Annotated in this window: 21 protein-coding genes and 1 pseudogene; 16 read left to right on the top strand and 6 right to left on the bottom strand. The window is 71.0% G+C overall.

The window, feature by feature from the left end:
• Window positions 1–1075 precede the first annotated feature (1075 nt).
• The 3 genes from ACIBJC_RS28910 to ACIBJC_RS28920 all read left to right on the top strand — a co-directional run bounded on the left by ACIBJC_RS28910 (window position 1076) and on the right by ACIBJC_RS28920 (window position 3558).
• Window positions 1076–1696, top strand: a complete 621-nt coding sequence (locus tag ACIBJC_RS28910; RefSeq protein ID WP_399297396.1) for a PadR family transcriptional regulator — start codon at window positions 1076–1078, stop codon at window positions 1694–1696.
• A gap of 221 nt (window positions 1697–1917) precedes the next feature.
• Complete coding sequence (locus ACIBJC_RS28915) at window positions 1918–2487, top strand: Clp protease N-terminal domain-containing protein (RefSeq protein WP_399297398.1); 570 nt, start codon at window positions 1918–1920, stop codon at window positions 2485–2487.
• Between the two features lie 78 nt (window positions 2488–2565).
• Complete coding sequence (locus tag ACIBJC_RS28920; protein WP_399297400.1) at window positions 2566–3558, top strand: EamA family transporter; 993 nt, start codon at window positions 2566–2568, stop codon at window positions 3556–3558.
• On the opposite strand, the gene ACIBJC_RS28925 is transcribed toward ACIBJC_RS28920, so the two are convergent.
• On the bottom strand, window positions 3540–4253 hold the full coding sequence (locus tag ACIBJC_RS28925; protein WP_399297402.1) for a pyridoxamine 5'-phosphate oxidase family protein: 714 nt from the start codon (window positions 4251–4253) through the stop codon (window positions 3540–3542). The genes ACIBJC_RS28920 and ACIBJC_RS28925 overlap by 19 nt on opposite strands.
• A 36-nt stretch (window positions 4254–4289) precedes the next feature.
• On the opposite strand from ACIBJC_RS28925, the gene ACIBJC_RS28930 reads away from it, so the two are divergent.
• Window positions 4290–5621 carry an aminotransferase class I/II-fold pyridoxal phosphate-dependent enzyme gene (locus ACIBJC_RS28930; RefSeq protein ID WP_399297404.1) on the top strand — a complete coding sequence of 444 codons (1332 nt, stop codon included), beginning with the start codon at window positions 4290–4292 and terminating at the stop codon, window positions 5619–5621.
• Here ACIBJC_RS28930 and ACIBJC_RS28935 read toward each other — a convergent pair.
• Window positions 5612–6625, bottom strand: a pseudogene (locus ACIBJC_RS28935) (DMT family transporter); the annotation flags it as partial. The gene ACIBJC_RS28930 and the pseudogene ACIBJC_RS28935 overlap by 10 nt on opposite strands.
• A gap of 94 nt (window positions 6626–6719) precedes the next feature.
• Here ACIBJC_RS28935 and ACIBJC_RS28940 point away from each other — a divergent pair.
• The gene (locus tag ACIBJC_RS28940) at window positions 6720–7664 is read left to right on the top strand and encodes a LysR family transcriptional regulator (protein WP_399297406.1); all 945 of its coding nucleotides are present in this window, start codon (window positions 6720–6722) and stop codon (window positions 7662–7664) included.
• Between the two features lie 122 nt (window positions 7665–7786).
• Here ACIBJC_RS28940 and ACIBJC_RS28945 read toward each other — a convergent pair whose 3' ends face one another.
• The 4 genes from ACIBJC_RS28945 to ACIBJC_RS28960 all read right to left on the bottom strand — a co-directional run bounded on the left by ACIBJC_RS28945 (window position 7787) and on the right by ACIBJC_RS28960 (window position 12169).
• The gene (locus tag ACIBJC_RS28945; RefSeq protein WP_399297408.1) at window positions 7787–8275 is read right to left on the bottom strand and encodes a Rieske (2Fe-2S) protein; all 489 of its coding nucleotides are present in this window, start codon (window positions 8273–8275) and stop codon (window positions 7787–7789) included.
• A gap of 112 nt (window positions 8276–8387) precedes the next feature.
• Window positions 8388–9416: an LLM class flavin-dependent oxidoreductase gene (locus tag ACIBJC_RS28950; protein ID WP_399297410.1), complete on the bottom strand. Its 1029-nt coding sequence runs from the start codon at window positions 9414–9416 to the stop codon at window positions 8388–8390.
• An 85-nt stretch (window positions 9417–9501) separates the two neighbouring features.
• The gene (locus tag ACIBJC_RS28955; RefSeq protein ID WP_399297412.1) at window positions 9502–10818 is read right to left on the bottom strand and encodes a PHB depolymerase family esterase; all 1317 of its coding nucleotides are present in this window, start codon (window positions 10816–10818) and stop codon (window positions 9502–9504) included.
• Window positions 10819–10978: 160 nt separating this feature from the next.
• Window positions 10979–12169, bottom strand: coding sequence for a non-reducing end alpha-L-arabinofuranosidase family hydrolase (locus tag ACIBJC_RS28960; RefSeq protein ID WP_399297414.1), 1191 nt, complete (start codon window positions 12167–12169; stop codon window positions 10979–10981).
• 277 nt (window positions 12170–12446) lie between these two features.
• Between ACIBJC_RS28960 and ACIBJC_RS28965 the strand changes: the two genes are divergently transcribed.
• The 11 genes from ACIBJC_RS28965 to ACIBJC_RS29015 all read left to right on the top strand — a co-directional run bounded on the left by ACIBJC_RS28965 (window position 12447) and on the right by ACIBJC_RS29015 (window position 26284).
• Window positions 12447–13928 carry an MFS transporter gene (locus ACIBJC_RS28965; protein WP_399297416.1) on the top strand — a complete coding sequence of 494 codons (1482 nt, stop codon included), beginning with the start codon at window positions 12447–12449 and terminating at the stop codon, window positions 13926–13928.
• A gap of 136 nt (window positions 13929–14064) precedes the next feature.
• Window positions 14065–14631 (top strand): snapalysin family zinc-dependent metalloprotease, encoded by a 567-nt coding sequence (locus tag ACIBJC_RS28970; protein ID WP_399297418.1) that lies wholly within the window; start codon window positions 14065–14067, stop codon window positions 14629–14631.
• A 912-nt stretch (window positions 14632–15543) separates the two neighbouring features.
• Window positions 15544–16626: a ParB/RepB/Spo0J family partition protein gene (locus tag ACIBJC_RS28975; protein ID WP_399297420.1), complete on the top strand. Its 1083-nt coding sequence runs from the start codon at window positions 15544–15546 to the stop codon at window positions 16624–16626.
• 131 nt (window positions 16627–16757) lie between these two features.
• On the top strand, window positions 16758–17984 hold the full coding sequence (locus ACIBJC_RS28980) for an FAD-dependent oxidoreductase (RefSeq protein WP_399297422.1): 1227 nt from the start codon (window positions 16758–16760) through the stop codon (window positions 17982–17984).
• A gap of 139 nt (window positions 17985–18123) precedes the next feature.
• Window positions 18124–19293, top strand: coding sequence for a nucleotide disphospho-sugar-binding domain-containing protein (locus ACIBJC_RS28985; protein WP_399297424.1), 1170 nt, complete (start codon window positions 18124–18126; stop codon window positions 19291–19293).
• Window positions 19290–20054 (top strand): class I SAM-dependent methyltransferase, encoded by a 765-nt coding sequence (locus ACIBJC_RS28990; protein WP_399297426.1) that lies wholly within the window; start codon window positions 19290–19292, stop codon window positions 20052–20054. Before ACIBJC_RS28985 ends, ACIBJC_RS28990 begins: the two co-directional genes overlap by 4 nt.
• An 80-nt stretch (window positions 20055–20134) precedes the next feature.
• Window positions 20135–21253 carry a DegT/DnrJ/EryC1/StrS family aminotransferase gene (locus tag ACIBJC_RS28995; protein WP_399297428.1) on the top strand — a complete coding sequence of 373 codons (1119 nt, stop codon included), beginning with the start codon at window positions 20135–20137 and terminating at the stop codon, window positions 21251–21253.
• Between the two features lie 38 nt (window positions 21254–21291).
• Window positions 21292–22620: an FAD-dependent oxidoreductase gene (locus ACIBJC_RS29000; RefSeq protein WP_399297430.1), complete on the top strand. Its 1329-nt coding sequence runs from the start codon at window positions 21292–21294 to the stop codon at window positions 22618–22620.
• A 7-nt stretch (window positions 22621–22627) separates the two neighbouring features.
• Complete coding sequence (locus ACIBJC_RS29005) at window positions 22628–23824, top strand: Glu/Leu/Phe/Val dehydrogenase dimerization domain-containing protein (protein WP_399297432.1); 1197 nt, start codon at window positions 22628–22630, stop codon at window positions 23822–23824.
• Window positions 23799–24662 carry an HpcH/HpaI aldolase/citrate lyase family protein gene (locus ACIBJC_RS29010; RefSeq protein WP_399297434.1) on the top strand — a complete coding sequence of 288 codons (864 nt, stop codon included), beginning with the start codon at window positions 23799–23801 and terminating at the stop codon, window positions 24660–24662. Before ACIBJC_RS29005 ends, ACIBJC_RS29010 begins: the two co-directional genes overlap by 26 nt.
• Before the next feature lie 71 nt (window positions 24663–24733).
• Window positions 24734–26284 (top strand): tryptophan halogenase family protein, encoded by a 1551-nt coding sequence (locus ACIBJC_RS29015; RefSeq protein ID WP_399297436.1) that lies wholly within the window; start codon window positions 24734–24736, stop codon window positions 26282–26284.
• The last annotated feature ends 7 nt before the right edge of the window (window positions 26285–26291 follow it).

Here is a 26291-nt window from a genome sequence, read left to right on the forward strand (position 1 = left end):
TTTCGTCTGGCCGCGGTCACTGGCCGCGACCCCGACTTCCTGCGCATCACCCTCGAGACGAAGAAGTGCAGGGAATGCGGCACGGACATACCGCCCACCGGAGCCTTCGGGCGGCGGGCGATCCTCTGCTCCATGCGCTGCAAGACCCGAGCACACCGCCGAAGGCAGACGACGGCCCCCTGCCGGATCTGCCAGAAACCGATGCAGATTCAAATCGGGCAGCGTCACAGACTCTGTTCCTCTGCATGCCGCCGCACCGCCTACCTCCGTCGCCAGAGTGGGCGCACCGGCCTCGACGCCTCGAGCACCGAGGGCGGTCCGCCCACTCAAGAAGACCGTCGCTGCATAGCCTGCGAGAAGCCCCTACCCCCGGGCGCACGCTCTCACCGTCAGACATGTTCGGCCGCTTGTCGACAGCACGCTCGCCGCTGGAGTCGCCTCTCCTCGCCAGAACAGTTCCTCCAACCGCCAAGTGATACCTGTGAGTTCTGCCAGGATCCTCTTCAACCGGCCAAGTCCAGGACCAGCTTGCGTCGCTGGTGTTCGTATCGCTGCGGGCAACGAGCCCGCCGAGGAGTCGACCCGACCTCCTACAGGCTGCTGACCTGCGAGTATTGCCGGGAGCCCATCGAAAGGGCCGCGTCGGGGAGGGCCCGCCGCTGGTGTTCAAGAAGTTGTCGCGAGAAGGCACAGCGGCGCCGCAAGGCTGCCAACAGCAACGAACCTGGCTGACCTGCGAACACGGCTGGGGTGCTCACTCGCCAGCCGCAGAGGGATAGCCGGAAAGTGCGTCATCGCCGTCATCTGAAGACGGCGAACTGGGAAAAGGCCAGGTCAGAGGCGCCCGAGTCAGCCCTGAGAGCGTCACCCGCGACTTTGGTCAATCTTTACTGCCACAAACTGGCATGCGGTCGCTCATTGCTGACACGGAAAAGCGTTGATCGCCCTCTGCTGGCAATCGATCAACGATCACTGGCACAGGTCACCGACACTCATCTCGGCGGGCTTGTCATGCGACAGGTTCCGATATATCGTTGACGCATCGCGACAGATCAACGATGAAGGGAGCGTAGCGATGCGTTCACATGGACACGAGCACGGACATGAGCACGGACCGGGACCCGGTCACTGCGGGCCCGGCCATTCCGGCCGGGGTGACTTCGAGGGGCGGCGTCGGGCCTTCGGGCCGTTCGGGCCGCCGTTCGGCGGTCCCTTCGGCGGGGGCGGCAGGGGGCGCGGCGGCGGAGGCCGGGGGAGGGCGCGGCGTGGTGATGTGCGCGCCTCGATCCTGGCGCTGCTGAAGGACCGGCCGATGCACGGTTACGAGATGATCCAGGAGATCGGCGAGCGCAGCGGCGGGGCCTGGCGGCCCAGCCCGGGATCGGTGTACCCGACCCTCCAGTTGCTGGAGGACGAGGGGCTGATCACCAGCCGGAGCGAGGGCGGCAAGAAGCTGTTCACCCTCACCGAGGCCGGCGCCACCGAGGCCGAATCGGGGCCCGAGGCCCCGTGGGAAGAGGCCGGCCGCGGCGTCGACTGGGAGTCGATGAACGAGATACGGCAGGCCGGATTCGGGCTGATGGAAGCCTTCGGCCAGGTCTGGAAGACCGGCACTCCCGATCAGCGGGAGAAGGCTCTGGCGGTCATCAACGAATCACGCAAGAAGCTCTACCTGATCCTCGCCGACGAGGGCTGACCGCCCCGTCGCCGACAGAGTGAGGCCCCGCGGCCCTAGCCGTGGGGCCTCACCCGCGACCGGGGGAGGGGCAGAGGGGAAGCGGTGGGGGAATCAGGGAACAACGGGGAAATCTCATCCGCAAGGAGGAGAACTCGTCCCGATGTACCCACCCTCCGTCGGACGTGAAGATGCTCCCCTTCGGGGATGCCCCGGGTGCGCGGGACTGATGGGGTGGGAGAGTGCAGAAGCCTCCACCGCTGGTGCCGGTACAGCCCGCCCCTGAGCGCGCCGGCGTCACGCCGGTCCGCGCCGCTGCCGAGTCCCGGCTCACCGCGGAGCTGGTGTCGGTGCTCTCGGGCGCGCGCAGGAGAGCGCTGCGCGTCGGGGACGTCCAGGTCGACACCGCCCATCTGCTGCACTCCTTGCTGGAGACGGATCCGCGGGTACGGGAGGTCTTCGGCGGCGATCAGCAGGTGGTCAGGGTGCTGGGCTATCTCGTACAGCGGAGCATCGGTTACGGGCTGCGCTGGCAGGCCACGGTGGAGGACTCCGGATCCGTTCCCGCGGTACCCGTACCGCGCGGCGCCGCGGATCGTGCCGTGACCGGCTGGTCCCCGCAGGCGCTCGCCGCCATGGCGGGTGCCCTGGACCGGGCGGCCCGCCACGGTGAGCCGCGCGTCAGTGGGCTCGATCTGCTGGCCGCGCTGCTCGCCGACCGTGGCTGCCGTGCGGTCGAGGTGCTGGAACGGGCCGGGGCCGAGGCCGGAACGCTGGAGCGACGCCTGTCCCGCCTCTCCGGTCTGCTGTGATCCGGGACGCAGGGCCCGGCCCGTCTCGACAGGCGTCACGCGGGTGATGCTCCTGACGCGAGCTGTCATGATGGCGCCATGCACGCGTCTCAGGGGAGAAACGTCGGCCTGGCACTGGCTCTGGGCTCGGCGTTCGCATTCGGCGGTTCGGGGGTCGCGGCCAAGCCGCTGATCGAGGCGGGGCTCGACCCGCTCCACGTGGTCTGGCTACGGGTCGCGGGCGCCGCGCTCGTCATGCTTCCGGTGGCCTGGCGCCACCGCGCGCTGGTGCGCCGCAGGCCCGCACTGCTCGCCGGGTTCGGCCTGCTGGCCGTGGCGGGCGTCCAGGCCTTCTACTTCGCCGCGCTCTCCCGTATCCCCGTCGGTGTCGCGCTGCTCATCGAGTACCTCGCCCCCGCGCTCGTCCTGCTCTGGGTCCGCTTCGTCCAGCGCCGCCCGGTCACCCGCGCCGCCGCGGTGGGGGTCGTCCTCGCGGTGGGCGGTCTCGCCTGTGTGGTGGAGGTCTGGGCCGGGCTGGGCTTCGACCCGGTCGGGGTGCTCCTCGCGCTCTGCGCCGCCTGCTGCCAGGTCGGCTACTTCGTCCTGTCCGACCAGGGCGGCGACGCGGAGGACGCCCCCGATCCGCTCGGCGTGATCGCGTACGGACTGCTCGTCGGCGCCGTCGTGCTGACCGTGGTCGCCCGCCCGTGGGGCATGGACTTCTCGCTCCTCGGCGGCGCGGTGGACGTCGGCGGTTCGCAGGTCGCGGCCTGGCTGCTGCTGGGCTGGATCGTGCTGATCGCGACCGTGCTCGCGTACGTCACCGGGGTGGTCTCCGTGCGCAAGCTCTCCCCGCAGGTGGCGGGCGTGGTCGCCTGCCTGGAGGCGGTCATCGCGACCGGGCTGGCCTGGGTGCTGCTGCGGGAACACCTGTCCGCCCCGCAGATCCTCGGCGGCGCCGTCGTCCTCATCGGCGCCTTCATCGCCCAGTCGTCGACGCCCAAGGTGCCGTCGGGACCGATCGCCGTGGGTACGGGCGGTACGACGGAGGAGGCGCTGCCTTCGGTGGCGCCTCAGCGGGCGGAGAGGTAGCCGGGCGGCGCGACGGACGGGTCGAGATCGTCGGCCGGCACGGGTGCGCCGTAGCCCCGTACGACAGGGACGACCCCGCTCCAGTACGGCAGGGAGAGGTCCTCGGGCTCGTCGTGGGGGCCGCCCGTACGGACCTTGGCGGACACCTCGTCCAGATCGAGCCGGATCACGGCGGTCGCGGCCAGTTCGCGGGCGTTGGCGGGCCGGGAGTCGGCGGAGCGGCCGGGGACGGCCTGGTCCACGATCGCGTCGAGCGCCGTGCGCCGCTCCTCGGGGTCGGTGACCTGGTGGGCGGTGCCGTGGACCACGACCGAGCGGTAGTTGATCGAGTGGTGGAAGGCGGCGCGCGCCAGCACCAGTCCGTCGACATGGGTCACCGTCAGACACACCGCGAGACCGGGGTCCGGCGCGGTGCCGGCGCCGGACACCATCCGCAGCGGGCGCGAGCCCGTCGAGCCGTGTACGTAGAGCCGCTCGCCCACCCGCGTGTAGAGCGTGGGCAGGACGACCGGGGCACCGTCGCGGACGAACCCGAGATGGCAGAGGTACGCCTCGTCGAGGATCCCGTGCACCAGCTCGCGGTCGTACGAGGCCCGCTCCTTGGCGCGGGTGGGGACGGTACGGGCCGTGGGCCGGTAGGCGCCGGCCGCCCCGGTGGGCTCGGCGATGTCGGTGGTCTCCGTGGTCTCCGGCATTTGCGTCCTCCATTGCACTAGTGCATAATCTTCTTTGTGCTAGGAGAGTACCGGATCACGGGCCGGGGTGCCGCTGAGATTTCCGCCAGCGTGGAGCGAGGAGTCGGCTCCGGTGAGCTGGCTTCGGGCCAACCGCTGCCCCCGATGCGGGAGTTGGCGACGGAGTTGGGGGTCAACCCCAATACCGTCGCCGCCGCCTACCGTGCCCTGCGCGACCGGGGGGTGATCGAGACGGCGGGGCGCCGGGGCAGCCGCGTACGGTCACGCCCGGCGAGTACCGCCCGCGGCTCCATCCGCGTCGACGCACCGCCCGGTGTACGGGACATCTCCGAGGGCAACCCCGACCCGGCCCTGCTGCCCCCGCTGGACGACGCGCTCGCCGCCGCCGCGCGCCACAACGCCGCGCATCCGGGGCTGTACGGACAGGACCCCGTCGACCCGGAGTTCGCGCGCCTCGCCCGCGCAGGTCTGGACGCCGACGGCGTGCCGCCCGGTCCTGTCGCCGTCACCTCCGGATCGCTCGACGCCATCGAACGCGTCCTGGCCGCGCATCTGCGCCCCGGTGACGCCGTCGCCGTGGAGGACCCCGGCTGGGGCAGCCTGCTGGATCTCGTCCCCGCGCTCGGGCTGCGGCTCGTCCCCGTCGGGGTGGACGACGAAGGACCGCTCCCCGCCGACCTCGACCGGGCGCTGCGCGCCGGTGCCCGCGCGGTCGTCGTCACCTGCCGCGCGCAGAACCCGACCGGCGCGTCGGTGAGCGCCGGCCGGGCGGCCCGGCTGCGCGCCCTCCTCGCGGCCAGGCCCGAGGTGCTGCTCATCGAGGACGACCACGGCCACAGCATCGTGGACCTGCCCCTGCACCCGCTGGCGGGTGTCACCGACCGGTGGGTGCTCGTACGGTCCACAGCGAAGGCGTACGGACCCGATCTGCGCCTCGCGGTGCTCACCGGGGACGCGCTGACCGTCGACCGGGTCAGGGGGCGCCAGCAGCTCGGCCCCGGCTGGGTGAGCCGGCTCCTCCAGCGGGCCGTCGTGCACCTGTGGACCTCGGGAGCGGTGGACGTACCGGCCGTCGCACGGGCCTACGGGGAGCGGCGGGGCGGGCTGGTGGCGGCGCTGGCCGAGCGGGGTGTGGCGGCGCACGGCCGCAGCGGCATGAACGTCTGGGTGCCGGTGGCCGACGAGACCGGCGCGGTCGCGCGACTGCTGCACGCCGGGTGGGCGGTCGCGCCCGGCGCGCGCTTCACGACCCTGGCGCCTCGGGGCGTACGGCTGACGGTGTCGACCGTCACGGCCGACGACATCGGGCCGCTCGCCGACGCGGTGGCGTCGGCGGCGGGACCGGCGCCCGCCCGCAGCTACGGCTGACGGGCCGCCGTACGCCGTGATGTGCGGGACGGGCGTGATGTGCGGGACGTGCGGGGCCGGCTCTGTGTGAGCGCGGCCCCGACGAGGACGATCAGCGCGCCGACCGGGGTGTTCCAGCTCAACTGCTCCCCGAGGAGCGTGACACCGGCCGCGGTCGCGATCACCGGGATGAAGTACGTGACCATCTGGCCGGTGGTCGGCCCGACCTCGGCGACGACGCTGTACTGGAGCAGGATCGCCAGCCCCGTCCCGAGCGCGCCCAGCACGACCACCGCCAGCAGCGGGCCCACCGGGAACGAGGTCGGCAGGGTGGTGAACAGCGTGGTCACCACGGCGAGTTGCAGCGTGGCGAGGAAGAGCTGCGCGCCCGTCAGGGAGAGGTACGAGTCGCTGCTGCCCGCCAGGGTGCGGCGTACGTAGATCCAGCCGATCGCGTAGCTCAGCGAGGCGAGCAGCGCCATCGCCGTGCCGGTCGGATCGAGCCCCGAGAACCCCTGCCACGCGCCCAGCACCGTCAGCACCCCGAGGAAGCCGAGGCCGAGACCGGCGACCCGGCGGCGGGTGGGCCGGTCCTCGGAGAGCGCGACCAGGGAGAGCACCATGCCCCAGAGCGGGGCGGTGGCGTTGCAGATGCCCGCGAGCGTGGACGGGATCGTCAGCTCGGCGTACGCGAACAGCGAGAACGGCAGCGCGTTGAGCAGGAAAGCGGCGACGGCGAGATGGCCCCAGGTGCGCGCGGACCGGGGCAGCCCCTCGCGCCTGACCGCCATCGCGACGGCCAGGACCGCCGTACCGAAGAAGAGCCGGCCGAAGGCGACCTGGAAGGGGGCGAAGCCGTGTGTGCCGACCTTGATCAGCAGAAAGCTGAAGCCCCAGATGAGCGCGAGCGCGGCGAACCGTATGCGCCAGTCGAGCGCGGGACGCGGGCGGACCGGTGCGGCGGAACCGGCGGCATCGGCGGAGGTGGTGGGGGCCGGGGTCGGGGTCGGGGCCGGGCGGGGCGGGGCGGGGTGGCGGAGGTCATGGCGTCAACGATGGCGCGCGGAACCTCGTAGAACAAGCAAGACTTTGACCACCCATCTGATTAGTATTGCTTACATGTTGAATCTGGAGCGCCTGCGGACCCTGGATGCCCTGGCCCGGCACGGCTCGGTGAGCGGCGCCGCCGACGGCCTGCACGTCACGACCTCCGCGGTCTCCCAGCAGATGGCCAAACTGGAGCGCGAGGTGGGCCAGCAGCTCCTGGCCAGGAACGGCCGCGGCGTACGGCTCACCGACGCGGGCCGGCTCCTCGCCGACCATGCCGCGCGGATCCTCTCCCAGGTCGAGGTCGCGCAGTCGGACATCGAGGCGCAGCGCGGCCGGGTGGTCGGCGAGGTGCGGATCTCGGCGTTCCCGACGGCGGCGCGCGGGCTGTTCCCCCACGCGCTCCGGCTGCTCCGCGAGGACCACCCCGAGCTGCGGGTCCGTTCGAGCGAGCTGGAACCCGAGGCCGGCGTCCGGGGCGTCATCAGGGGCGATCTCGACCTCGCCGTCGTACTGGACTGGAGCAACAAGCGGATGCCGGTGCCCGGCGGCCTCGCGACCGCGCATCTGCTGGACGACGCGGCCGACCTGGCGATGCCGGTCGGCCATCCGCTCGCGGGCCGGGCCGAGGTGGACCTGGAGGACTTCGCGGACGACGAGTGGGTGTCCTGGCCGGAGGGCGAGTTCTGCCACGACTGGCTGATGTTCACCCTGCGCTCGAAGGGGTTCGAGCCGCGGATCGCGCATCTCGCGGGGGAGTACCACACCCAACTCGCGCTGATCGCGGAAGGACTCGGGGTCTGTGTGGCGCCCCGGCTGGGGCGCGGCGCGCTGCCGGAGGGCGTCGCCGTGGTCCCCGTACGGAACGCCATGCACCGGCGTGTCTCCGCCGTGTGGCGGACGGACGCCGACCGCCGCCCGTCGATCAGGGCGGCGGCGCGGGCGCTGGGCCGGGTGTCGGCCGCGGTGACCGGCCGGGTCGGGCACGGCCCCCGTACGGAGGGGGTTGACGGCTGACGGGCTTCACCCGCTGCCGACGAAAAGTGAAGTCCGTCAGCCGTCGGTCTGTGGTGGCGCCGGGGCGCCGGGGTGGTACGGACCCACCGGCCTACCGAGCCCCTGGTGGCGGGGCTCGGTGGTCAGGCGAGTGTGATCGAGGTTCCGGAGACCTTGATCGAGGCCGCGGGCAGCGGCTTCGTGGCGGGTCCGGCCTTCACACTGCCGTCCGCCGCGCTGAACTGGCTGCCGTGGCACGGGCAGTGGATGACACCGTCCGTGATGTCCTTCACCGCGCAGCCCGTGTGCGTGCACTTGGACGAGAACGCCTTGTACTCGCCCGCCGTGGGCTGGGTGACGACCACGCCCTGGTCGGCGAAGACCATGCCGCCGCCCTCGGGGATGTCGGTGGTCTTCGCGAGAACACCGCCGCCGGCCGCTCCGGCGTCGCCGCCGGCCGTCGGCTGCTGGGCCGCGCCGTTCGAAGAGTCCGAGGAGTCCGCCGTGTCGTCCGAGCCGCCGCACGCGACCAGCGCCGCACTCAGCCCCACGGCGCCCGCCGCCGCGACCACTGTTCTGCGTCCGACGGTCCGGCGTTCCACGATCCGTGCGGTCCCCTGCGGTTCCGTCATGCCCAACTCCCGTTTTCGTGCTGACTCGCGCTGTCCTCGCGCTGTCCTGCGTCGCCGGTTCGTCAGAAAGTACGTGAAGGAGCGCCGGGATGCTCAACCCCTCAGAGAATTCTTAGGAATCCGTCCGCACGGGGCCGGGCCCGAGCCCCACGAGGTCCGCCAGCCGACGGTACGAGTCCAGCAGGGCGCCCCGGTCGTACGTACTGGTCGTGACCAGGTACTCGTCCGCCTCGCTGCGGGCCAGCAGCTTCGCCAGGGCCGTTGCGACCTCCTCCTCGGTGCCGGCCGTCTGCCCCTGCCGCGCCTCCTCGAACAGCGCGCGCTCCCGCTCCGCCATGGGCGTCGCGAGGACCGTGTCGACCGGGGTGAGGGGCGGGAACGCGCCATGCGTACGCGCGTACGCGGTGGACCACGCCTCCGGGATCAGCAGCCGGTGCGCCTCCTCGGAGGTGGCGGCCACCGCGAGCGTGCCGGAGAGCACCACGTACGGGCGCTCGCCCCACGCGGACGGCCGGAAGCCGCGGCGGTACTCCTCGACGGCCCTCAGCATCGCGTCCTCGCCCCGTACGGCCGCGATGACCAGCGGGAGTCCCGCCCCGGCCGCGACGCGCGCGCTCTTACCGGTCGCCAGGACGAACGCGGGCGGGCGCAGCCCCTCTGCGGGGTGCGCGTGCACCTCGGGGTGTGCGGTCCCGTCACCGGTGAAGTAGGCCAGCAGTTCCGCCAGCCGTACGGGGAAGTCGTCCGCGTCCCGCTTGTCCCGGCCCAGCGCCCTGCGGATGCCGTCGGTGAAGCCGACGGAGCGGCCGAGCCCCATGTCGATCCGCCCCGGGAACAGGGACTCCAGCACCCCGAACTGCTCGGCCACGACCAGCGGTTGGTGGTTCGGCAGCATCACCCCGCCGGTGCCGACCCGGATGGTGGAGGTCGCGCCCGCCACGGCCGCCGCGAGCACGGTCGGCGCGGAACCGGCCACGCCCGGCACGCTGTGGTGCTCCGAGACCCAGAAGCGGTGGTAGCCGAGCGCCTCGATCTCCCGCGCGAACCGTACGGTCTCCCGCAGCGCCTCGGGGGCCGTCACCCCCTGCCGGGTACGGGAGCGGTCCAGTACGGAGAACTTCGTCGTCGTCGCGATCGCCACGCTCGGTTCAACACGTGTGCCGGGCCGAAATTCCCCGCGGGCCCCGGCGCGCGCCCGGACCCGCGGGGTGGTGACACCGGCCCGGTCAGGCGACCGTGCAGGCCGTTCCGTTCAGGGTGAAGGCGCCGGGCGCGGACGCGCCGCCGCCGTGGTTCGCCTGGTAGCCGATGGTGACACCGGCGGCCGGGTTGATCGTCCCGTTGTACGACACGTTGGTGGCGGTCACGGCGCCGGTGGCCGGGGCGTAGGTGGCGCCCCAGCCGGAGGCGATGGTCTGGCCGGAGGGCAGGGTGAAGCCCAGCTTCCAGCCGTTGACCGGGGTGGCTCCGGTGTTGGTGACCGTCACGGACGCGGTCAGCCCGGTGTTCCAGGCGCTGACCGTGACGGCCACCCGGCAGGTGCCCGGCTGCGGCTCGGGGCCGGGCCCGGTGCCGCCGCCGTCCAGCCCGAAGAAGGTGAGGACGCGCGCGGCCATGCCCCCGGCGGGGAGGTTGTGCCCGACGCCCTGGAGGCTGATGGCCTCGACCGGCGCCTGGTTGCCGGTGGAACCGTAGCGGGTACGGGTCCAGCCGGACTGGGGCGAGTCGGTCGCGGCCGGCGTCTGGGCCAGTCCGTGGACGTTCGTCCACTGTTTGATCTCTTCCCCGAAATTGGGGTAGCGCAGGATGTCGTCCTCGGTGCCGTGCCAGAGCTGCATGCGCGGCCGTGGCCCGCTGTAGCCGGGGTAGGCGGCGCGGACCAGGTCTCCCCACCCGGCGGGGGTGCGGCTGACCGTACCGTTGGCGCACGCGCTGTTCCACTCGGAGCCGTCGGTGGTGGCGAAGCAGCCGAACGGCACGCCCATGAACGCGGCGCCCGCGGCGAAGACGTCCGGGTAGTCGCCCAGCAGGACGTTGGTCATCATCGCGCCGGAGGAGGCGCCGGTGACGTAGACGCGGCTGGTGTCGGCGCTGTACGTACGCGTGGCCCAGTCGACCATGGACCGGATGCCCACCGGGTCGCTCCCGCCGCCGCGCCGCAGGGCCTGGGGCGAGGAGACGTCGAAGCACTTGCTGGCCCGGGTGACGGACGGGTAGACGACGATGAAGCCGTACCGGTCGGCGAGCGAGGCGAATTCGGTACCGGAGTGGAACACCGGCCCGGAGCCCCCGCAGTAGTGCACGGCCACCAGGACCGCCGGGCGCGCGGCGACCGTGTCCGGCACGTACAGATACATCTGGAGGTTGCTGGGATTGCTGCCGAAGTCGGTGACCTCGGTGAGGGCCGCGGCGCCCGCGGTGGGCGCCTGACGGGGTGCGACGGGTACTCCGGGAGGTGCGGCGGAGGCCATGGGCGCGGTGAGGAACACCGTCGCGAGCAACGGCGCCAGCGCTCCGAGAAGCGCGACGAGCGCTGTGCGCAAGGGTCTCCTCGCGCGGTTCCTGCCAGTTCTGGACACGTCCTTGTCCCTTCCTGATCGCGGCTCGGGTGGGGGGTATCGCTCGGGGAGGTGCGTGTACGGGGTGCGTGAATCCGGGGATCCGGGGATACGTGGGTGCGTGCTGCCGGGTGCCGGGGAACGTTCAGCAGGTGGAGTTGGTCTGGGTGAGCAGCCCCAGCCGCCAGGGGAGTTGGGAGTAGTCGCCGCTCGCGTCCGGATCGAGCCCCTGGTAGAGGAAGCGCAGACGGCACGGATCGATGGTGAGGCTCTGGTCGACCCCGTCGCGGATCAGCTCGCCGTGACTGATGTCCCGGGTCCACGCGGCCTGTCCCGGCTCGAAGAGCACGTTGTTCGCGCGGGCGAAGGGTACGGCCTCGGTGTCCGCCAGCGGGGTCCACGTACCGTCCAGACGGTCGGCGGTCCAGGCCCGGAAGTACCGCCGCCAGTCCGAACCGGTGGCCAGGGCCTCGACGAGCATGAGGTACGTGCCGGTGTCGCCGACGCGGTAGACGTTGCTCGCCTCGAAGAGGTCGAAGCGGTTCGGGGCGGAGAGCACGACGGCGGTGTCGCGGAAGCCGCCGGGGAACTCGGCGAGGGTGGTCCGCGCCCGGTACTGATGGCCGTTGCCGTCGGAGAAGAACAGGTAGCAGTCGGTCCGGTCGCAGATCACCCAGAAGTCCAGCCAGCCGCCGTCCCCCTTGTTCTCCATGAGGACCGGCGGCTCGGTGTCCATGAAGAGGCGGGGCGTGCTCCAGCTTCCCGGCCGGGTGGGGTCCTTGCTGGTGGAGTACGACGGCGGACCGGTCTGGTAGACCATGTACCAGGTGCGCTGGGGCGCGAAGTAGAACACCTGGGGCGCGGCGGCGTACCGGTCACCGATGTTCGGATTGGTGTCCAGGAACGTCTGCGGCGCGGCGGCGGCGTCGGACCAGTTGGCGAAGCTGGTGTACGCCAGGCTCCACCGGCCGGCGGTGTCGGCGGTCGTGGCATAGACGTGCCACCGGTTGGCGTACCGGAAGACCGTCGGGTCCTTGACCGAGACGATCGGGTGGGCCGCGTCCGGCTTCGGGGCGATCAGCGGACCGCTGGACGACCAACTGAACGAGCGGGGCAGCGGGTTCACCCGCGACTCCGACTCTGCTCCCGCCTCTGACGCGCCCGCCTTTTCCGTTTCCGTATCCGCCTTTGACGCCGATGCCGACACGGTCGACGCCGACACGGTCGACCGCTGGTCGGCCGCGGTGGCCGGTCCCGGCGGGACGGTGAAGGCCACGACGGCCAGCAGCCCCAGCATCACGGCGCTCACGAACAGGCGCCCGCGTGGAATTCTCATGACCTCGCCCCTCTCGGAAAGGCACCGCCCCGGGGCATCGTGGCATGGACACGGCCGCCGTGGAAGCGCTCCCACGGGGGTGGCCGGATCGCTTCGACGGGAACGCGGGACGGGCTCGGCGCGGGCGTGTCAGTCCGGGGTGTGCGGCGTCCGCACGTACGCTGACCGGGCCGGCCCGGCCGGAGTCCGGGCGTCGCACCGCGAGGACGGCGCAGTGACCTGTGCCCGGCGTGCGCGACGGGTCCGCGGCCCTTCCCTCTCGGCCCCGGAGGCGTCCTTGCGGTTCAGCTCATCCTCGCCGCGACACTTCGGCCGGCTCCCGCTGGCCGGACGTTACCCCGCGGCGGTGGCGCTCTCGCTGCTCGCGCTGAGCCCGTATCTGATCCTCACCTCGGCCACCGCCCTGATGGAGCCGCGGATCATGGAGGACATCGGCGGGACCGCGTTCGAGCTGCGACTCGCCGGTGCTCTGTCGAACGCGGCGTACGCGTTCGGCGCGGTGGCCGCCGCCGGCCTCGTCCAGCGTGCGGCACGGCGCCGGGTCTACCTCATCTGTGAAGCGGGCTTCGTACTGAGTTCGGTGCTGGCGCTCAGCGCGCCGGGCGTCGGCCTGTTCACGGCCGGTGTGGTGCTTCAGGGCCTGTTCACCGGCATGCTGCTGGTCGCGGCGCTGCCACCGCTGGTCACCGGACACCCCGTGGAGCAGCTTCGGACGACCGCGGCCGTCATCAGTCTCGGACTGTTCGGCATGGTGGCCTTCGGACCGCTGGTGGGCGGACTCGTCGGGAGTCTGGGCGGCTGGCGGCCACTGTTCGCGGGCATCGCCACGCTGGCGGCGATCGGCCTGACCGTCGGCGCCCTGACGTTCGAGGGCAACGAACCACCGGACCCCCGGGCGCGGTTCGACCGGTCCGCCGTCCTCCTCGCGCTCGGGACCACCGCGCTGCCGTTCTTCGGCGTCTCCTGGCTGACCCGCGGCTCGTTCGGCGATCCCGCGTTCTTCGTGCCGGTCGGGTGCGGGCTGATCTGCGGTGTGTTTCTGGTGGGAGGCCAGTACAGAAAGGCCGATCCGCTGATGCCGGTGCGGCTCATCAGCAACACACTGCCCGTCGTGGGGACGGCCAACGCGATGCTCGTCGGCGCCTGCTTCACCTCGCTCCTGGAACTGACCGAGACCTATCTGACCAGGGAGGCGCACTACGCTCCGCTGCGCGTCGGGGCGCTCGTCACACCCCAGATCGTCGGTGTGTTCGTGGCCGCCGTCCTGTTCCGGCGGCTGATGTCGACCCGCTGGACCCCGTATCTGGCCCTGTCGGGCACCGTCAGTGTGGCGATCGCCGCCGGCGTGCTGCTGACCGCGTCCACGGGGAACGCCTCCGCGGTCGTTCCCTTCGCGGCGCTTTTCCTCGGCTTCGGAGCGGGCGCGGGCGTGACGCCGGGACTCTTCCTGGCCGCTTTCTCCGTACCGTCGGCGCGGATCGGTCCGGCCTTCGCCCTGGTCGAACTGCTGCGTTCGGAAGCCGCGTTCCTGGTCGGCCCCGTCCTGCTGCACCTCGCCCTGACCAACGGCCTCGCGCACGGCTTCCACCTCGCCGTGGTGATCATCCTCGCGCTCCTGGTGATCGGCGCGCTGCTCCTGGTGGGCCTCTACGCCCTGGGCGGCGCCCGTCCGCAGCCGCCGGACCTCAAGTCCTGGCTGTCCGGCAGCTCGACGGCCTACCACTCTCCGGCTCTGCTCGCCGCACTCCGCAAGAGCTGAACAGCGGTGATTCCGCGGCCTGTCGTGGTCGTCGGCACGGCTGCCGATTGACGGATTGGTGTCCGTCCTCGCTGGGCAATGAGCAGAGGAAAACTATGTCATGTGCACGACTTTCTCACCTGCAAGGAGGCCGACCATGAACGTTCGTAAGCTGACCGGCGGGCTCGCCGCCACGCTGGCCGTGACCTTTTCCCTGATCGGCGGCCAGGCCGTGGCCGCCCCTTCCGCGGACGCGGACAGGGCCGTGGCCGCTCGGGTGGTCACCTATGACGCCAGCGGTACCGCGGAGTTCAGGTCCGCGGTCGACCGGGGCGCGGCGATCTGGAACGAGAGCGTCGACGCCGTGGAACTACGCCCCGCCTCGACCGGGCAACGCGCCAACATCCGGGTCCTGGCGGACGACGGCTGGCCCCGCGCGATCACCACCTCGCTGGGCAACGGAACCGTCTACATCGGACGGCAGGCGGTGAACGAGGGGCACAACACGATCCGTATCTCGTCCCACGAACTGGGCCACATCCTGGGCCTCCCCGACCGCAAGCCCGGGCCCTGCACGAGCCTGATGTCCGGTGCCAGCGCGGGAACCACCTGCACGAACGCCTACCCGAACACGGCCGAGAAGGCCGAGGTCGAGGGGTACTTCGGCGGTGCGTTCGCGCGGACGGCCGGGGCGGCGCCGCTCAACGCCACGATCGCGGACTGACACACGACACGGAGCCCCCGGCGGAAGTGGCCGCCGGGGGCTCCGTGCTGAGGGTGAAGATACGCCCGGCCGGATCCCGGCAGTGTGGGTTGAACGGGAAGAGGCCCGTGGCCGGCACATACGGCGCGGCGAAGATCACGAACCGCCGCGCGATCCGGGGCCGCCCCGCGGCAGGAGCCGTTCGGTCGTCGCTATGAGCGGAATACTGCTTTCCGTTAATAGCGCCTGCTGAACGAAGCTGCCTGGTTTCCGATACTCGGCTAGATTTCGCCGTGCGACGGAAAATGTGAACGGGGGATTCCGTGGAGCAGATGACTTTGGCGAGAGATGAAGTCGCCGTGGGCGCATCGAATGGTGCATTGGATCGGTCCATCGGTGAACACACCGGTAAAGTGTGGGAAAAGTGCGGCCCAATTGGCCGCAAAGGTACATCTTTGACGGTGCGTCGACCGCGCGTCAGAGGTGGAGCCCCTGGTCGGGGCGTGTGCGCGCCCGGGAAGGCCGGCACATTCAGGGTGCCGCCGCTTTCCGGAGCGCCGTCTGTCGAATTGCGGACCGCCCTGGTCCGCGCACCGGAAGGCCCGCGCTCGGCACCGCATGTGACCAGCGCCGTCTGAGATTCCGCACGTCATGAGTCCCGCCCTGCCGGCGGCCGCGTCCGTGGGCGCGGTGGACACCCGGTGGCCGGTTTCCGGTCGAGTCATGTCCCGTGTCGGCCGTCCGCCCGCGTTCCGCCGGCACGGTCGACCGCTGCTCCGCCACCCCCTTGCCCGGACCGGTCATGGGCGCGCCGCGCGCGTACGCCCGTCCGCGCGACAGGGCGGCGCCGTCGGCGTCGGACGTCATGACGAACACCCACCGCACGACTGAACGACCAAGCGCTGAACGGCGCGTCCGGAGAGGTGAGGGTCAATGGAGAGACGAACTGTTGCGCGTGTCGGGCCGGACCTGCCGAACCTGTCCGAGGTGCTTCCCGAACTGACCGCCGACGGGAGACCGTCGAGGCTCGGTCCTTTCGAACGACGGTCGGTACCTCTGGACACCCTGAACCCCGCGGACTCGCCGCGGATGAAGACGATCGACCAGAACCACGTCGACGTACTGACCGAACTGAACGGGCAGTTACCTCCCATCGTCGTCCACCGGCCCACCCGGCGCGTCGTGGACGGGATGCACCGGGTGGACGCCGCCCGGCGCCGCGGTGACACCGCCATCGACGCCTACTTGCTGGACGTTCCGGAGCGCGACCTGTTCGCCCTCTCGGTACGTCTGAACACGGCACACGGCATGCCGCTGTCGTACGCGGAGCGGGTGGCCGCGGCCGGCCGACTGCTCGGGGAGAGCGCCGGAATGTCGGACCGGTACGTGGCGGTGGTCGCCGGGCTGTCCGCGCGTACGGTCGCCCGTATCCGGCGTTCAACCGGGCACGATCCGCACCTGAACGCCCGTATCGGCATGGACGGCAAGGTCCATCCCAAGGGGGTGGCGCAGGGCCGGGAGCAGGCCGGGCGGCTGCTCGCCGAACGGCCGGAGGCGAGCCTGCGCGAGGTGGCCAGGGCCGCGGGGATCTCGCTGGGGACGGCGCACGACGTCAAGAAGCGGCTGCAGCGCGGGGAGGACCCCATGCCCGGCGGGGGCAGGTCGGTGGTCGCGGAGCAGCGGCCGAAACAGAAGCTCGCGCGCGCCGCGTGCGAGACCCCGCCCCTGCCGACGGCGGAGCTCCTCAAGAGGCTGCGCAGGGATCCGGCCCTGCGGTCGACCGACTCCGGGCGGGTGGTGCTGCGGCTGCTCGCCATGCACGACCTCGACACCTCCGACTGGACGAGCATCGTGATGAACCTCCCCACGCACTGCACCGATGTCGTCGCGGCGCTGGCCCGGCAGAGCGCGCTCAGATGGACGCAGTTCGCCGATCAACTGGAGACGGAGGCTCAACGGGAGACGGAGGTTCAACGGGAGAAGGAGGCGGCGAACGGGCCCCGTGCCGATGAATGAGAGGGCGGCCGAAACGGGATTGGCTCCGCTATTCGCTTTCCTCGCTTGAACGGAACGGGCGGCGGTAGGTTCGCAACGTCTTCCGGCGGTACTTCCATTTGGTGAATCGTTCCGCGAGAGCTGAACACAGAATGTGGGGGAAAGTGGGAACCAGTACGACGACGTGCGCCATTGCCGGTGCCGGCCCGGCCGGACTCATGCTCGGAATGTTGCTGGCCAGGGCCGGGGTCAATACCGTTGTCCTTGAGAAGCACAGCGATTTCCTGCGCGACTTCCGCGGCGACACCGTGCATGCCTCGACCCTCCGGCTGATGGGGGAACTGGGGCTGCAGGAAGAATTCATGAAACTGGCTCACCAGCAGATCCACCGGCTGCAGGTGGTCACCGACGACGGGCCGTTCACTCTCGCCGACTTCCGCCGCCTTCCCGGCAAGTTCAAGCACATCACGTTCCTGCCGCAGTGGGACTTCCTGAGCTTCCTGGCCGAGGAGGCGAGCCGGTTCCCGAACTTCCGGCTGTACCGGGACAGCGAGGTCACCGGGGCGATCGAGGAGAACGGCCGGATCACCGGGCTGCGCTACCGCGACGCGACGGGGGAGCACGAACTGCGGGCCGACCTCACGGTGGCGGCCGACGGCCGGCGGTCGGCACTGCGCCAGGACGCGGGGCTGCGGCCCCGGGTCTTTGGCTCGGGCATGGACATCCTGTGGTTCCAGCTCTCGAAGAAGGAGGGTGATCCGGGCGGGATGGTGGGCCGGCTCTCCAACGGGAAGCTGCTCGTCCGGATCGAACGCCAGACGCACTGGCAGACCGCCTACACCGTCCGCAAGGGCGGATACGACGAGGTGAAGGCGCACGGTCTCGACTGGTTCCGCCGGACCCTGGCCGAACTCACCCCCTTCCTCGCGGACCGGGTGCACGAGGTACGCACCTGGGACGACGTCAAGGCCCTGGACGTACAGATCGATCGCCTCCCGCGCTGGTGGCGTCCCGGGCTGCTCTGCCTCGGGGACGCGGCCCACACCATGTCGCCCATCATGGGCGTCGGGATCAACCTCGCGATCCAGGACGCCGTGGCCGCCGCCAACATCCTCGCCGGACCGCTGGCTTCCGGGACGGTCACCGACCGCCACCTGGCGCGCGTCCAGAGGCGTCGTACACCGCCCACGGTGATGACCCAGCGGCTCCAGCGGTTCCTGCAGAGCCGGTTCCTGGAACCGTGGGTGCGCGGAGAGGGCAGGTCCACCACGCCGGTGGTGCTGAGGATCCTCAAGCGACTGCCCGTGCTCCAGGCCGGCCCGGCGCGCACGATCGGCATCGGGCTGCGCCCGGAACATCCTGCTCCGGAATTGCGGTGAGCGCTGCCGTCCCGCCGTTCCCGCTGACATCTCGTCACTTCAGTCACTTTCACCCCTCTCGTTACATCCGTTACATCCGTTACATCCGTTACTTCCGTTGCGTCTGTTACGTCTGCTACGTCCGAGGAGATGATGCGCCGTGCGCGTGTTGATGATGATCACCCCCGGTGCCGGTCACGCCTTTCCGATGGTGCCGCTCGGCTGGGCCCTGCAGATGGCCGGGCACGAGGTACTCGTCGCCTCGGCCGGCCCCGGTCTGATGCTGGGCGAGGCGGGCGTACGGTGCGTCGACATGGCCCCGGGCCTGTCCCTGACGCAGATGCAGGCCAAGCTCGCGCAGAACCACCCGGACGTGATCGCGCGGCTGAACAACGACTCCCTGGACCCCGACTACCACCAGACCATCGGCCTGGCGGTCTCGTCGGCGCTGCGCCTGCAGCCCACGCTGGTCGAGAACATGATCCGTACGGCCGAGGAGTGGCAGCCGGACGTCATCGTCTACTCGCCCCTGCTGACCCCCGGCCTGATCGCCGCGGCCAAGCTCGGCATCCCCGCGGTGCGCAACGAGTTCGGCATGGTCCGCACCGACGACTCGCCGCAACTGATGCGTCACCTGCACAGCGACCTCTTCGAGGCGCACGGCGTGGAACTGCCCAAGACGCTGGCGACCATCGACATCACCCCGCCGAGCATGGGCGGGATCGAGCCCGGTGCCTGGCAGATGGGCGTCGTCCCCTTCAACGGCGGCGGTGTCTTCCCGTCCGGTGTCTACGACTACCTGGTGGAGGCCCGGCGGAACGGGACCCCGCGTATCGCCGTGACGTTCGGCAGCGGGCCGCCGCCGCAGGAGACCGAGCGCGTCGTACGGAACCTCATGGACGCGGCCGGACACATGGACGCCCAGTTCGTGCTGGCGGCGCCCACCATGGATCTGGAACCGTTCGGACCGCTGCCCGACAACATGATCTCGGTCGGCTGGGCGCCGCTGGTCTCGCTGATGGAGTGCAGCTCGCTGGTGATCCACCACGGAGGGCCCGGTTCCGCCTTCGCGGCCGTCATGAGCGGCATCCCCCAGATCATCCCCGCCTTCGGCGGCCTCGGCCGGCCGCTCATCATGGACGCGGTCGGGAACCGGGGGGTCGGCCTGGCGGCGCCGCCCGAGGCGCTCGGCCGTGACCTGCTCGAAACGGTCCTCGCGGACGGGAAGATGAAGGCGGCCGTCCACGAGGTGCGCGAGGAGATCCGCGGCCTGCCCACCCCGTCCGACATCGTCGCCCGGATCGAGGACCTGGTGGAGACGTCCGGATGACGACCGCCCCGACGACCGAGTGGGGCCGCGCGCTGGCCGCGGCCCACACGATCTACGATGTCGCACCGCTGTACGAGGCGATCTACCTGGGCCGCGGCAAGGACTACGAGACCGAGGCGGCCACGGTCGTCGGCCTGGTCAAGGACCGCAACCCGGGCGCCCGCGACCTGCTGGACGTGGGCTGCGGGCCGGGCACCCACCTGCACCACTTCGCCCGGGCCTTCGACCGGGTGGAGGGGGCCGACCTCGCCGAGCCCATGATCCGCCACGCGCGGCAGCGGCTGCCCGGGGTGCCCCTCCACCGGGCGGACATGCGCGACTTCGACCTCGGGCGCCGATTCGACGCGGTGACCTGCCTCTTCAGCGCGGTCGGAAACATCCGCGGCGTTGCCGAACTGCGGGCCACCCTGCGCTGCCTGCGTCGCCACCTCCGGCCCGGCGGAGTTCTGGTGGTCGAACCGTGGTGGTTCCCCGACACCTTCGTCGACGGCCATGTCGGCGGTGACGTCGTCGAGTTCGAGGGAACCAGGCTGTCCCGGGTCTCGTACACGGTCGGAGAGGGCGACATCAGCCGGATGACCGTGCACTACGTGGTCGCCCGGACCGGTGAGGGCATCTGGCACTTCACCGACGAGCACGTCATGGCGCTGTTCCCCCGCGAGACCTACCTGACCGCGTTCCAGGAGGCCGGCCTGGACGCCGAACTCCTCGACCTGGGCAACGGCGGGCCGGGGGCGTTCGTCGGCACGCTCCCCGGCTGACCGCGGCCCCGCTGGAACTTCTTTTGTCCGAATTCCCTTATGGGTCCCCGTATGTGGCGAAGACGAGGTTGGAGTATCGGATGACGACCCTGGTGTGGTCCTACGAGGATGAGTACAACGCCGAACGCGACGACATTCTGGACGCGGTCGACTCGGTGTTCTCCTCGGGCCAACTCATTCTCGGTCCCAGTGTTTCCGCGTTCGAAAAAGAGTTCGCGGGTTTCCACGGCGTACGCGACTGCGTCGGGGTCGACAACGGCACCAACGCGGTGAAACTCGCCCTGGAGGCGCTGGGCATCGGCCCGGGCGACGAGGTCATCACCGTCTCCAACACCGCCGCCCCGACCGTCGTGGCGATCGCCGGCACCGGCGCGACCCCGAAGTTCGTGGACATCGACCCGGCGACGTACCTGATGGACACCGCCCGCCTGGCCGACGCCGTGACGGAACGGACCCGCTGTGTCCTGCCGGTGCACCTCTACGGCCAGTGCGTGCCGATGGCGCCGGTCGTCGAAGTGGCCGAGGCACACGGCCTGGACATCGTGGAGGACTGCGCCCAGGCCCACGGAGCGCGCCAGCACGGCAGACTCGCCGGTACGACAGGTGCCGCCGCCGCCTTCTCCTTCTACCCGACGAAGGTGCTGGGCGCCTACGGCGACGGCGGTGCCACGCTCACCGACCGCGAGGACGTCGCGAAGAACCTGCGCCGCCTGCGCTACTACGGCATGGAGGAGCGCTACTACGTCGAGGCGCTCCCCGGCCACAACAGCCGGCTCGACGAGGTCCAGGCGGAGATCCTCCGGCGCAAGCTGCGGCGGCTGGAGGGGTACATCGCGGCCCGGCGCAGGGTGGCCGACCGCTACCGCGAGGGGCTCGCCGACACCGCTCTCGTCCTGCCGGAGACCGCGCCGGGCAACGACCACGTCCACTACCTCTACGTCGTCAGGCACCCGGCCCGCGACGCCGTCATCGAAGGCCTGCGCGCCCACGGCGTCCACCTCAACGTGAGTTACCCGTGGCCGGTGCACACGATGGCCGGCTTCGCGCACACCGAGGCCGCCGAGGTGTCCCTGCCGGTCACCGAACGGCTCGCCGGGGAGATCTTCTCCCTGCCCATGTACCCCTCGCTCGCCCCGGACCGGCAGGACCGGGTGATCGAGAGCCTGCGGAAGGTCCTGGCCACCGTCGGCGCGGTCTGAGCGCCGGTGACCCAGGCAGGAGAACGGTGGTGATCCCGATGTCCGCGAGGACGAGCAGAGGTACGTCCGCCCCCAGGGCGGTGGTGGTGGGAGCGGGACCGGTCGGCTGTCTGGCCGCCCAGGTCCTCGCCCGGCACGGCTACACCGTCGACGTCCACGAGAAGCGTCCGCACTACACCGAGCACGGGCTGCGGTACGACGGCCGCACGATCAACCTGTCCCTGTCACCGAGGGGCATCGACGCCCTGGACGGGTTCTGCGACCGCGCGGCCCTGGACCGGCTCGTGGTGCCGATGGACCGCCGTGTACGCCACCGTCCCGACGGGCGGGTGGACGCCGCCGGGTACGGGCGCGACGACTGGCGGAACCTGTCGATCGACCGCAACGACCTGAACCTGCTGCTGATGACGAGCGCCGACGCCGTTCCCACGGTGCGCTTCACTTTCGGTACGGAGTGCACCGGCGTCGACCCCGTCACCCGCAGGGTCGCCCTCACCGACCGGCGGGGCCGCTCCTGGGAGACGGAGTACGACCTGCTCGTCGGCGCCGACGGAACACACTCCGCGGTCCGCGACCAACTCGCCGAACGGGGGCTGACGCACTGCCGGCAGCACCGGACCGGCGTCGAGTACCGGGAGATCACCCTGCGACCCCCGGACGGGGACGAGGACCGGGGCGGGGACGGACACAGGGACGGGCGCATGACACCGCGGGCGATCCACGTCTGGCCCCGCGACGGGTTCTTCATGGTCGGCCTGCCCAGCCACGACGGCTCGCTGCGCTGCACGCTCGTCCTGCCGCGGGAGGGCTCCCCGGGCTCCCCAAGCTCCCCGGCCTTCGCCGACCTCATGACGGAGGAGGCCCTGCGCGCCTTCCTGCGCCGGCACTTCCCCGACGCGGCCGAGATCTTCCACCCGGCCGAGCCCGATCCGTCGAAGGTGCCGGTGACCCCCATCTCGGTGCTGGCATCGGCCCCGGTGGTCCACGACGGCTCCGTCCTGCTGGTCGGCGACGCGGCGCACACCGTGGCGCCCTTCCTGGGCCAGGGCGTCAACCTCGGCCTGGAGGACTGCGCCGTACTCGCCCGGTCCCTGGCGCGCCGGCCGGGCGACCAGGCCGCCGCCCTCGACGCGTACCAGCGGGAACGCCTCCCCGAACACGAGGCCGCCGCGGCCCTCTCCCTGGCCAACTACGAGGAGCTGAACGGCACGGGCCCGCGGCCCGCGGCCCCGGACGCCGTCCCCCTTCCCACCCTGGTCAACTTCGTCAGCTCCACCTACCGGGAAGCACTCGACATCTACGCACGCGACCGCCGCGTACCCGTGGCGGCCCGGCCGTCACGGCCGTCACGGCCCAACGGAGGGTGACCACGACGTGACCACGACTCACCAGCTCGCCAAGGTGTTCCACTGGCGGGACGACCGGACCGAGGCGGAGGGCTGGCTCGTCATCGACAGCCTGGTCGGCGGCGTCTCGGGCGGGGGCCTGTTCATGCACCCGAACGTCACGCTGTCGGAGGTGGCCGACCTGGCCTCCACCATGACGCTGAAGAACACCCTGCAACGCCCGCGGTTCGGCGGCGGCAAGGGCGGCATACGGTACGACCCCGCCTCCCCGGAGGCCGAGGGCGTGCTGCGCCGGTTCATGCTCGCGCACCGCGAGGTCATCGCACGGGACTGGAGCACCGGGGCCGACCTGTACACCAGCAGGGACGTCATCGAGCGCATCGCACGCGAGGACCTCGCCCTGCCGACGGCGTTCGCCGCGATGGCCGCCACCCTGGCCCGGCACGCCGGCATCGCCTCCCAGGCGCCCGCCATGCCGCGGCGGCTGGCCCGGCCCTGGAACGAACACGCCACGGTCGACGACGCCGCCACCGGACACTCCGTCGCCGAGGCGATCCGGCTCTCCACCGATGGCACACCGCGCGTGGCGGTCCAGGGCTTCGGCAGCGTCGGTTCGAACGCGGCGTACTCGCTCACCTCGCGCGGCATCGGCCAGGTCACCGCCCTCTGCGAGAAGGACGGCTACCTCCTCGACCCCGACGGCATCGACATCCCCGAACTCCTGCGCCGCCGGGCCGGGCGGGACGACCGGCCGGCCTTCGGCGACCTCGTCGGGGAGAACCCGCTCCCGGGCTGGAAATGGGTGCCGCGCGGCGCCGGCCGCTCCGACGAGGCGCTGCTCACCGAGTTCGCCGCCGCGGCCGGCGCCGATGTCCTGACGCCCTGCGCGACCCGCTACGCCCTGACCGACGGGGTCCTGCGGGAGTTCGCGAACGGCGGCGGACACGTGGTGGTCTGCGGCGCCAACAACGCCTTCGCCACGGCAGAAGTGAGAACACGCTGGATTCGGCAGGGACTGACCATCGTCCCGGAATGGGTCTCCAATTCCGGCGCGGCGATCCTCTTCGCCGAGCTGCTCAAGACGGAACAGGCCGACCGGGAAACGCTGGAGTCGATCTTTTCGACGATCACCGAACGCATCGAGGAATTCCTGCACACCCACGGTCTGCACGTGGACAACCGAAAGAGGAAACAGACTGATGCTGCGGAACAACAAGACACTTGAGCTGATCCGGCGGGGGAGCCCGGCCGTGGGCACCTGGCTCCAACTGCACAGCGTGCCGGCGACCCGACTCCTGGTCGCGCAGGGCGCGTTCCGCTGGATGCTCGTGGACTTCGAGCACACACCGGTCGACCACACGACCGCCAGCCACCTCTTCAGCACGGTCTCCGACCTGAGCGGCGGCGAGATCACCCCGGTCGCCCGGGTCGCGGCGGGCACCATCGACCACATCAAGCACGCGCTGGACGCGGGCGCCCAGGGTGTGATCGTGCCGATGGTGAACACCGCCCAGGAGGCCGAGGACGCCGTACGCTACGCCCGGTTCCCGCCCCGGGGCGAGCGCGGCGGCGGAGGGATGCACCCGCACGTCGGGTTCGGTGTGAACGCCCCCGGCTACCTCGCGGAGGCCAACGACGAGATCCTCGTCGGCGTCCAGATCGAGACCGCCCAGGGCGTGGCGAACATCAAGGAGATCCTTGCCGTCAAGGGCGTCGACCTGGTCTTCATCGGCCCGAACGACCTGCATCTCTCGCTGGGGCTCCCGGCGAGGTTCTGGAGCGCGGAACCGGCGTTCCTCGACGCCGTACGGACCGTGACCGAAGCCTGCCGCGAGCACGGTGTTCCCTTCGGCACCCTGTGCCGGGACTCCGCCTCCGTCCGGGACCGTATCGACGACGGGTTCACCTTCCTCGGACTGGCCAGTGATCTGCACTTCATGCTGACCCGGGCCGGCGAGGAATACGGCGCCCTCCACGACCTGGACGAACCTGCGAGCACCTGGTGCAACATGGTGAATCTCGATCGCCTGCCCGATGCACTGCGCGGCATTCCGCGCGCCTGAGAACCCGTCAATCACGTGCGGGAATCCGGCGTACTCAGAACCGTCAGGAAAACAACAGAAAGGTGACGAGCATGCTCGACAAGGTAGTGATCGTGGGCGGCGGCACATCCGGCTGGATGAGCGCCGGTTATCTCAAGGCCGCATTCGGCGACCGGATATCGGTGACCGTCGTGGAGTCCGACCGGGTGCCCACGATCGGCGTGGGCGAGGCCACGTTCAGCACGGTGCGCCACTTCTTCGAGTTCCTCGGTCTCAAGGAGACCGACTGGATGCCCGCCTGCAACGCCTCCTACAAGCTGGGCATCCGCTTCCAGGACTGGTCGGCCCCCGGAACGCACTTCTACCACCCCTTCGAGCGGCTGCGCGTCGTGGACGGCTTCCCGCTGACGGACTGGTGGCTGAAGCTGCGGCCGTCGGACCGGTTCGACGCCGACAACTTCGTGATGGCGGCGTTGGGCGACTCCATGCGCTCGCCGCGCTACCTCGACGGCACCATCTTCGAACGGTCCGAGAACGACCTCGGGCCCGGGTCCGCCGCCTTCCGGTCCACCCTGAGCGAGCAGGACACCCAGTTCCCGTACGCCTACCACTTCGACGCGGCGCTGCTCGCGAAGTACCTCACCGAGTACGGCGTCAGCCGTGGCGTACGGCACGTGGTCGACGACGTGGTCGACGTCACGCTCGACGACCGGGGCTGGATCAAGACGGTGGCCACGCGCGACCACGGGGACCTGGAGGGCGACCTCTTCGTCGACTGCACCGGTTTCAAGGGGCTGTTGGTGAACGAGGCCCTTGAGGAGCCGTTCGTCTCCTACCAGGACACCCTGCCCAACGACCGGGCGGTGGCGCTGCGGGTCCCGGTGGACACGGCGAAGGCGGGCATGCCGCCGTACACCCGGGCCACCGCCCAGGAGGCCGGCTGGATCTGGACGATCCCGCTCTTCGACCGCGTCGGTACGGGCTACGTGTACGCGAGCGACTACTGCGGGCCGGAGGAGGCCGAGCGGACGCTGCGCGCGTTCGTGGGGCCCGCCGCGGAGGGGATGGAGGCGAACCACATCCGCATGCGGATCGGCCGCAGCCGTAACTCCTGGACGAAGAACTGCGTGGCCATCGGTCTGGCGAGCGGCTTCGTCGAGCCGCTGGAGTCGACCGGGATCTTCTTCATCCAGCACGGCATCGAGCAGTTGGTGAAGCATTTCCCGCAGGAGGACTGGTCGCCGCGGCTGCGCGACTCGTACAACCGCGCGGTGAACAACTGCCTCGACGGCGTACGGGAGTTCCTCGTGCTCCACTACAAGGGCGCGGCGCGCGACGACAACGCGTACTGGCGGGACGCCAAGACCCGTGCGGTGCCCGACGGGCTGGCCGCGCGGCTGGAGCAGTGGCAGCACAAGACACCGGACGCCGAGAACATCTTCCCCCACTACCACGGCTTCGAGGCGTACTCGTACGTGGCGATGCTGATGGGCCTCAAGGGGATCCCGCTGCGCGCGCCCGGCGCGCTGGACCTGATGGATCCCACCGCCGCGGCCGAGGAGTTCGCGCGGGTGCGCGCCACGGCGGCCGAACTGGTCCGCAGCCTGCCGGGACAGTACGAGTACCTCGCCCGGATGCGCTGACGTCAGG

Source organism: Streptomyces sp. NPDC050509, assembly GCF_044457965.1.
Taxonomy (GTDB): Bacteria; Actinomycetota; Actinomycetes; order Streptomycetales; family Streptomycetaceae; genus Streptomyces.

Coding starts and splice junctions, on each gene's coding strand:
- ACIBJC_RS28945 (WP_399297408.1), bottom strand. CDS start 8,275: ATGACGGAACCGCAGGGGACCGCACGGATCGTGGAACGCCGGACCGTC.
- ACIBJC_RS28980 (WP_399297422.1), top strand. CDS start 16,758: ATGTGGGGGAAAGTGGGAACCAGTACGACGACGTGCGCCATTGCCGGT.
- ACIBJC_RS29015 (WP_399297436.1), top strand. CDS start 24,734: ATGCTCGACAAGGTAGTGATCGTGGGCGGCGGCACATCCGGCTGGATG.
- ACIBJC_RS28960 (WP_399297414.1), bottom strand. CDS start 12,169: ATGAGAATTCCACGCGGGCGCCTGTTCGTGAGCGCCGTGATGCTGGGG.
- ACIBJC_RS29010 (WP_399297434.1), top strand. CDS start 23,799: ATGCTGCGGAACAACAAGACACTTGAGCTGATCCGGCGGGGGAGCCCG.
- ACIBJC_RS28990 (WP_399297426.1), top strand. CDS start 19,290: ATGACGACCGCCCCGACGACCGAGTGGGGCCGCGCGCTGGCCGCGGCC.
- ACIBJC_RS28975 (WP_399297420.1), top strand. CDS start 15,544: ATGGAGAGACGAACTGTTGCGCGTGTCGGGCCGGACCTGCCGAACCTG.
- ACIBJC_RS28920 (WP_399297400.1), top strand. CDS start 2,566: ATGCACGCGTCTCAGGGGAGAAACGTCGGCCTGGCACTGGCTCTGGGC.
- ACIBJC_RS28925 (WP_399297402.1), bottom strand. CDS start 4,253: ATGCCGGAGACCACGGAGACCACCGACATCGCCGAGCCCACCGGGGCG.
- ACIBJC_RS28995 (WP_399297428.1), top strand. CDS start 20,135: ATGACGACCCTGGTGTGGTCCTACGAGGATGAGTACAACGCCGAACGC.
- ACIBJC_RS28940 (WP_399297406.1), top strand. CDS start 6,720: ATGTTGAATCTGGAGCGCCTGCGGACCCTGGATGCCCTGGCCCGGCAC.
- ACIBJC_RS29000 (WP_399297430.1), top strand. CDS start 21,292: ATGTCCGCGAGGACGAGCAGAGGTACGTCCGCCCCCAGGGCGGTGGTG.
- ACIBJC_RS28910 (WP_399297396.1), top strand. CDS start 1,076: ATGCGTTCACATGGACACGAGCACGGACATGAGCACGGACCGGGACCC.
- ACIBJC_RS28970 (WP_399297418.1), top strand. CDS start 14,065: ATGAACGTTCGTAAGCTGACCGGCGGGCTCGCCGCCACGCTGGCCGTG.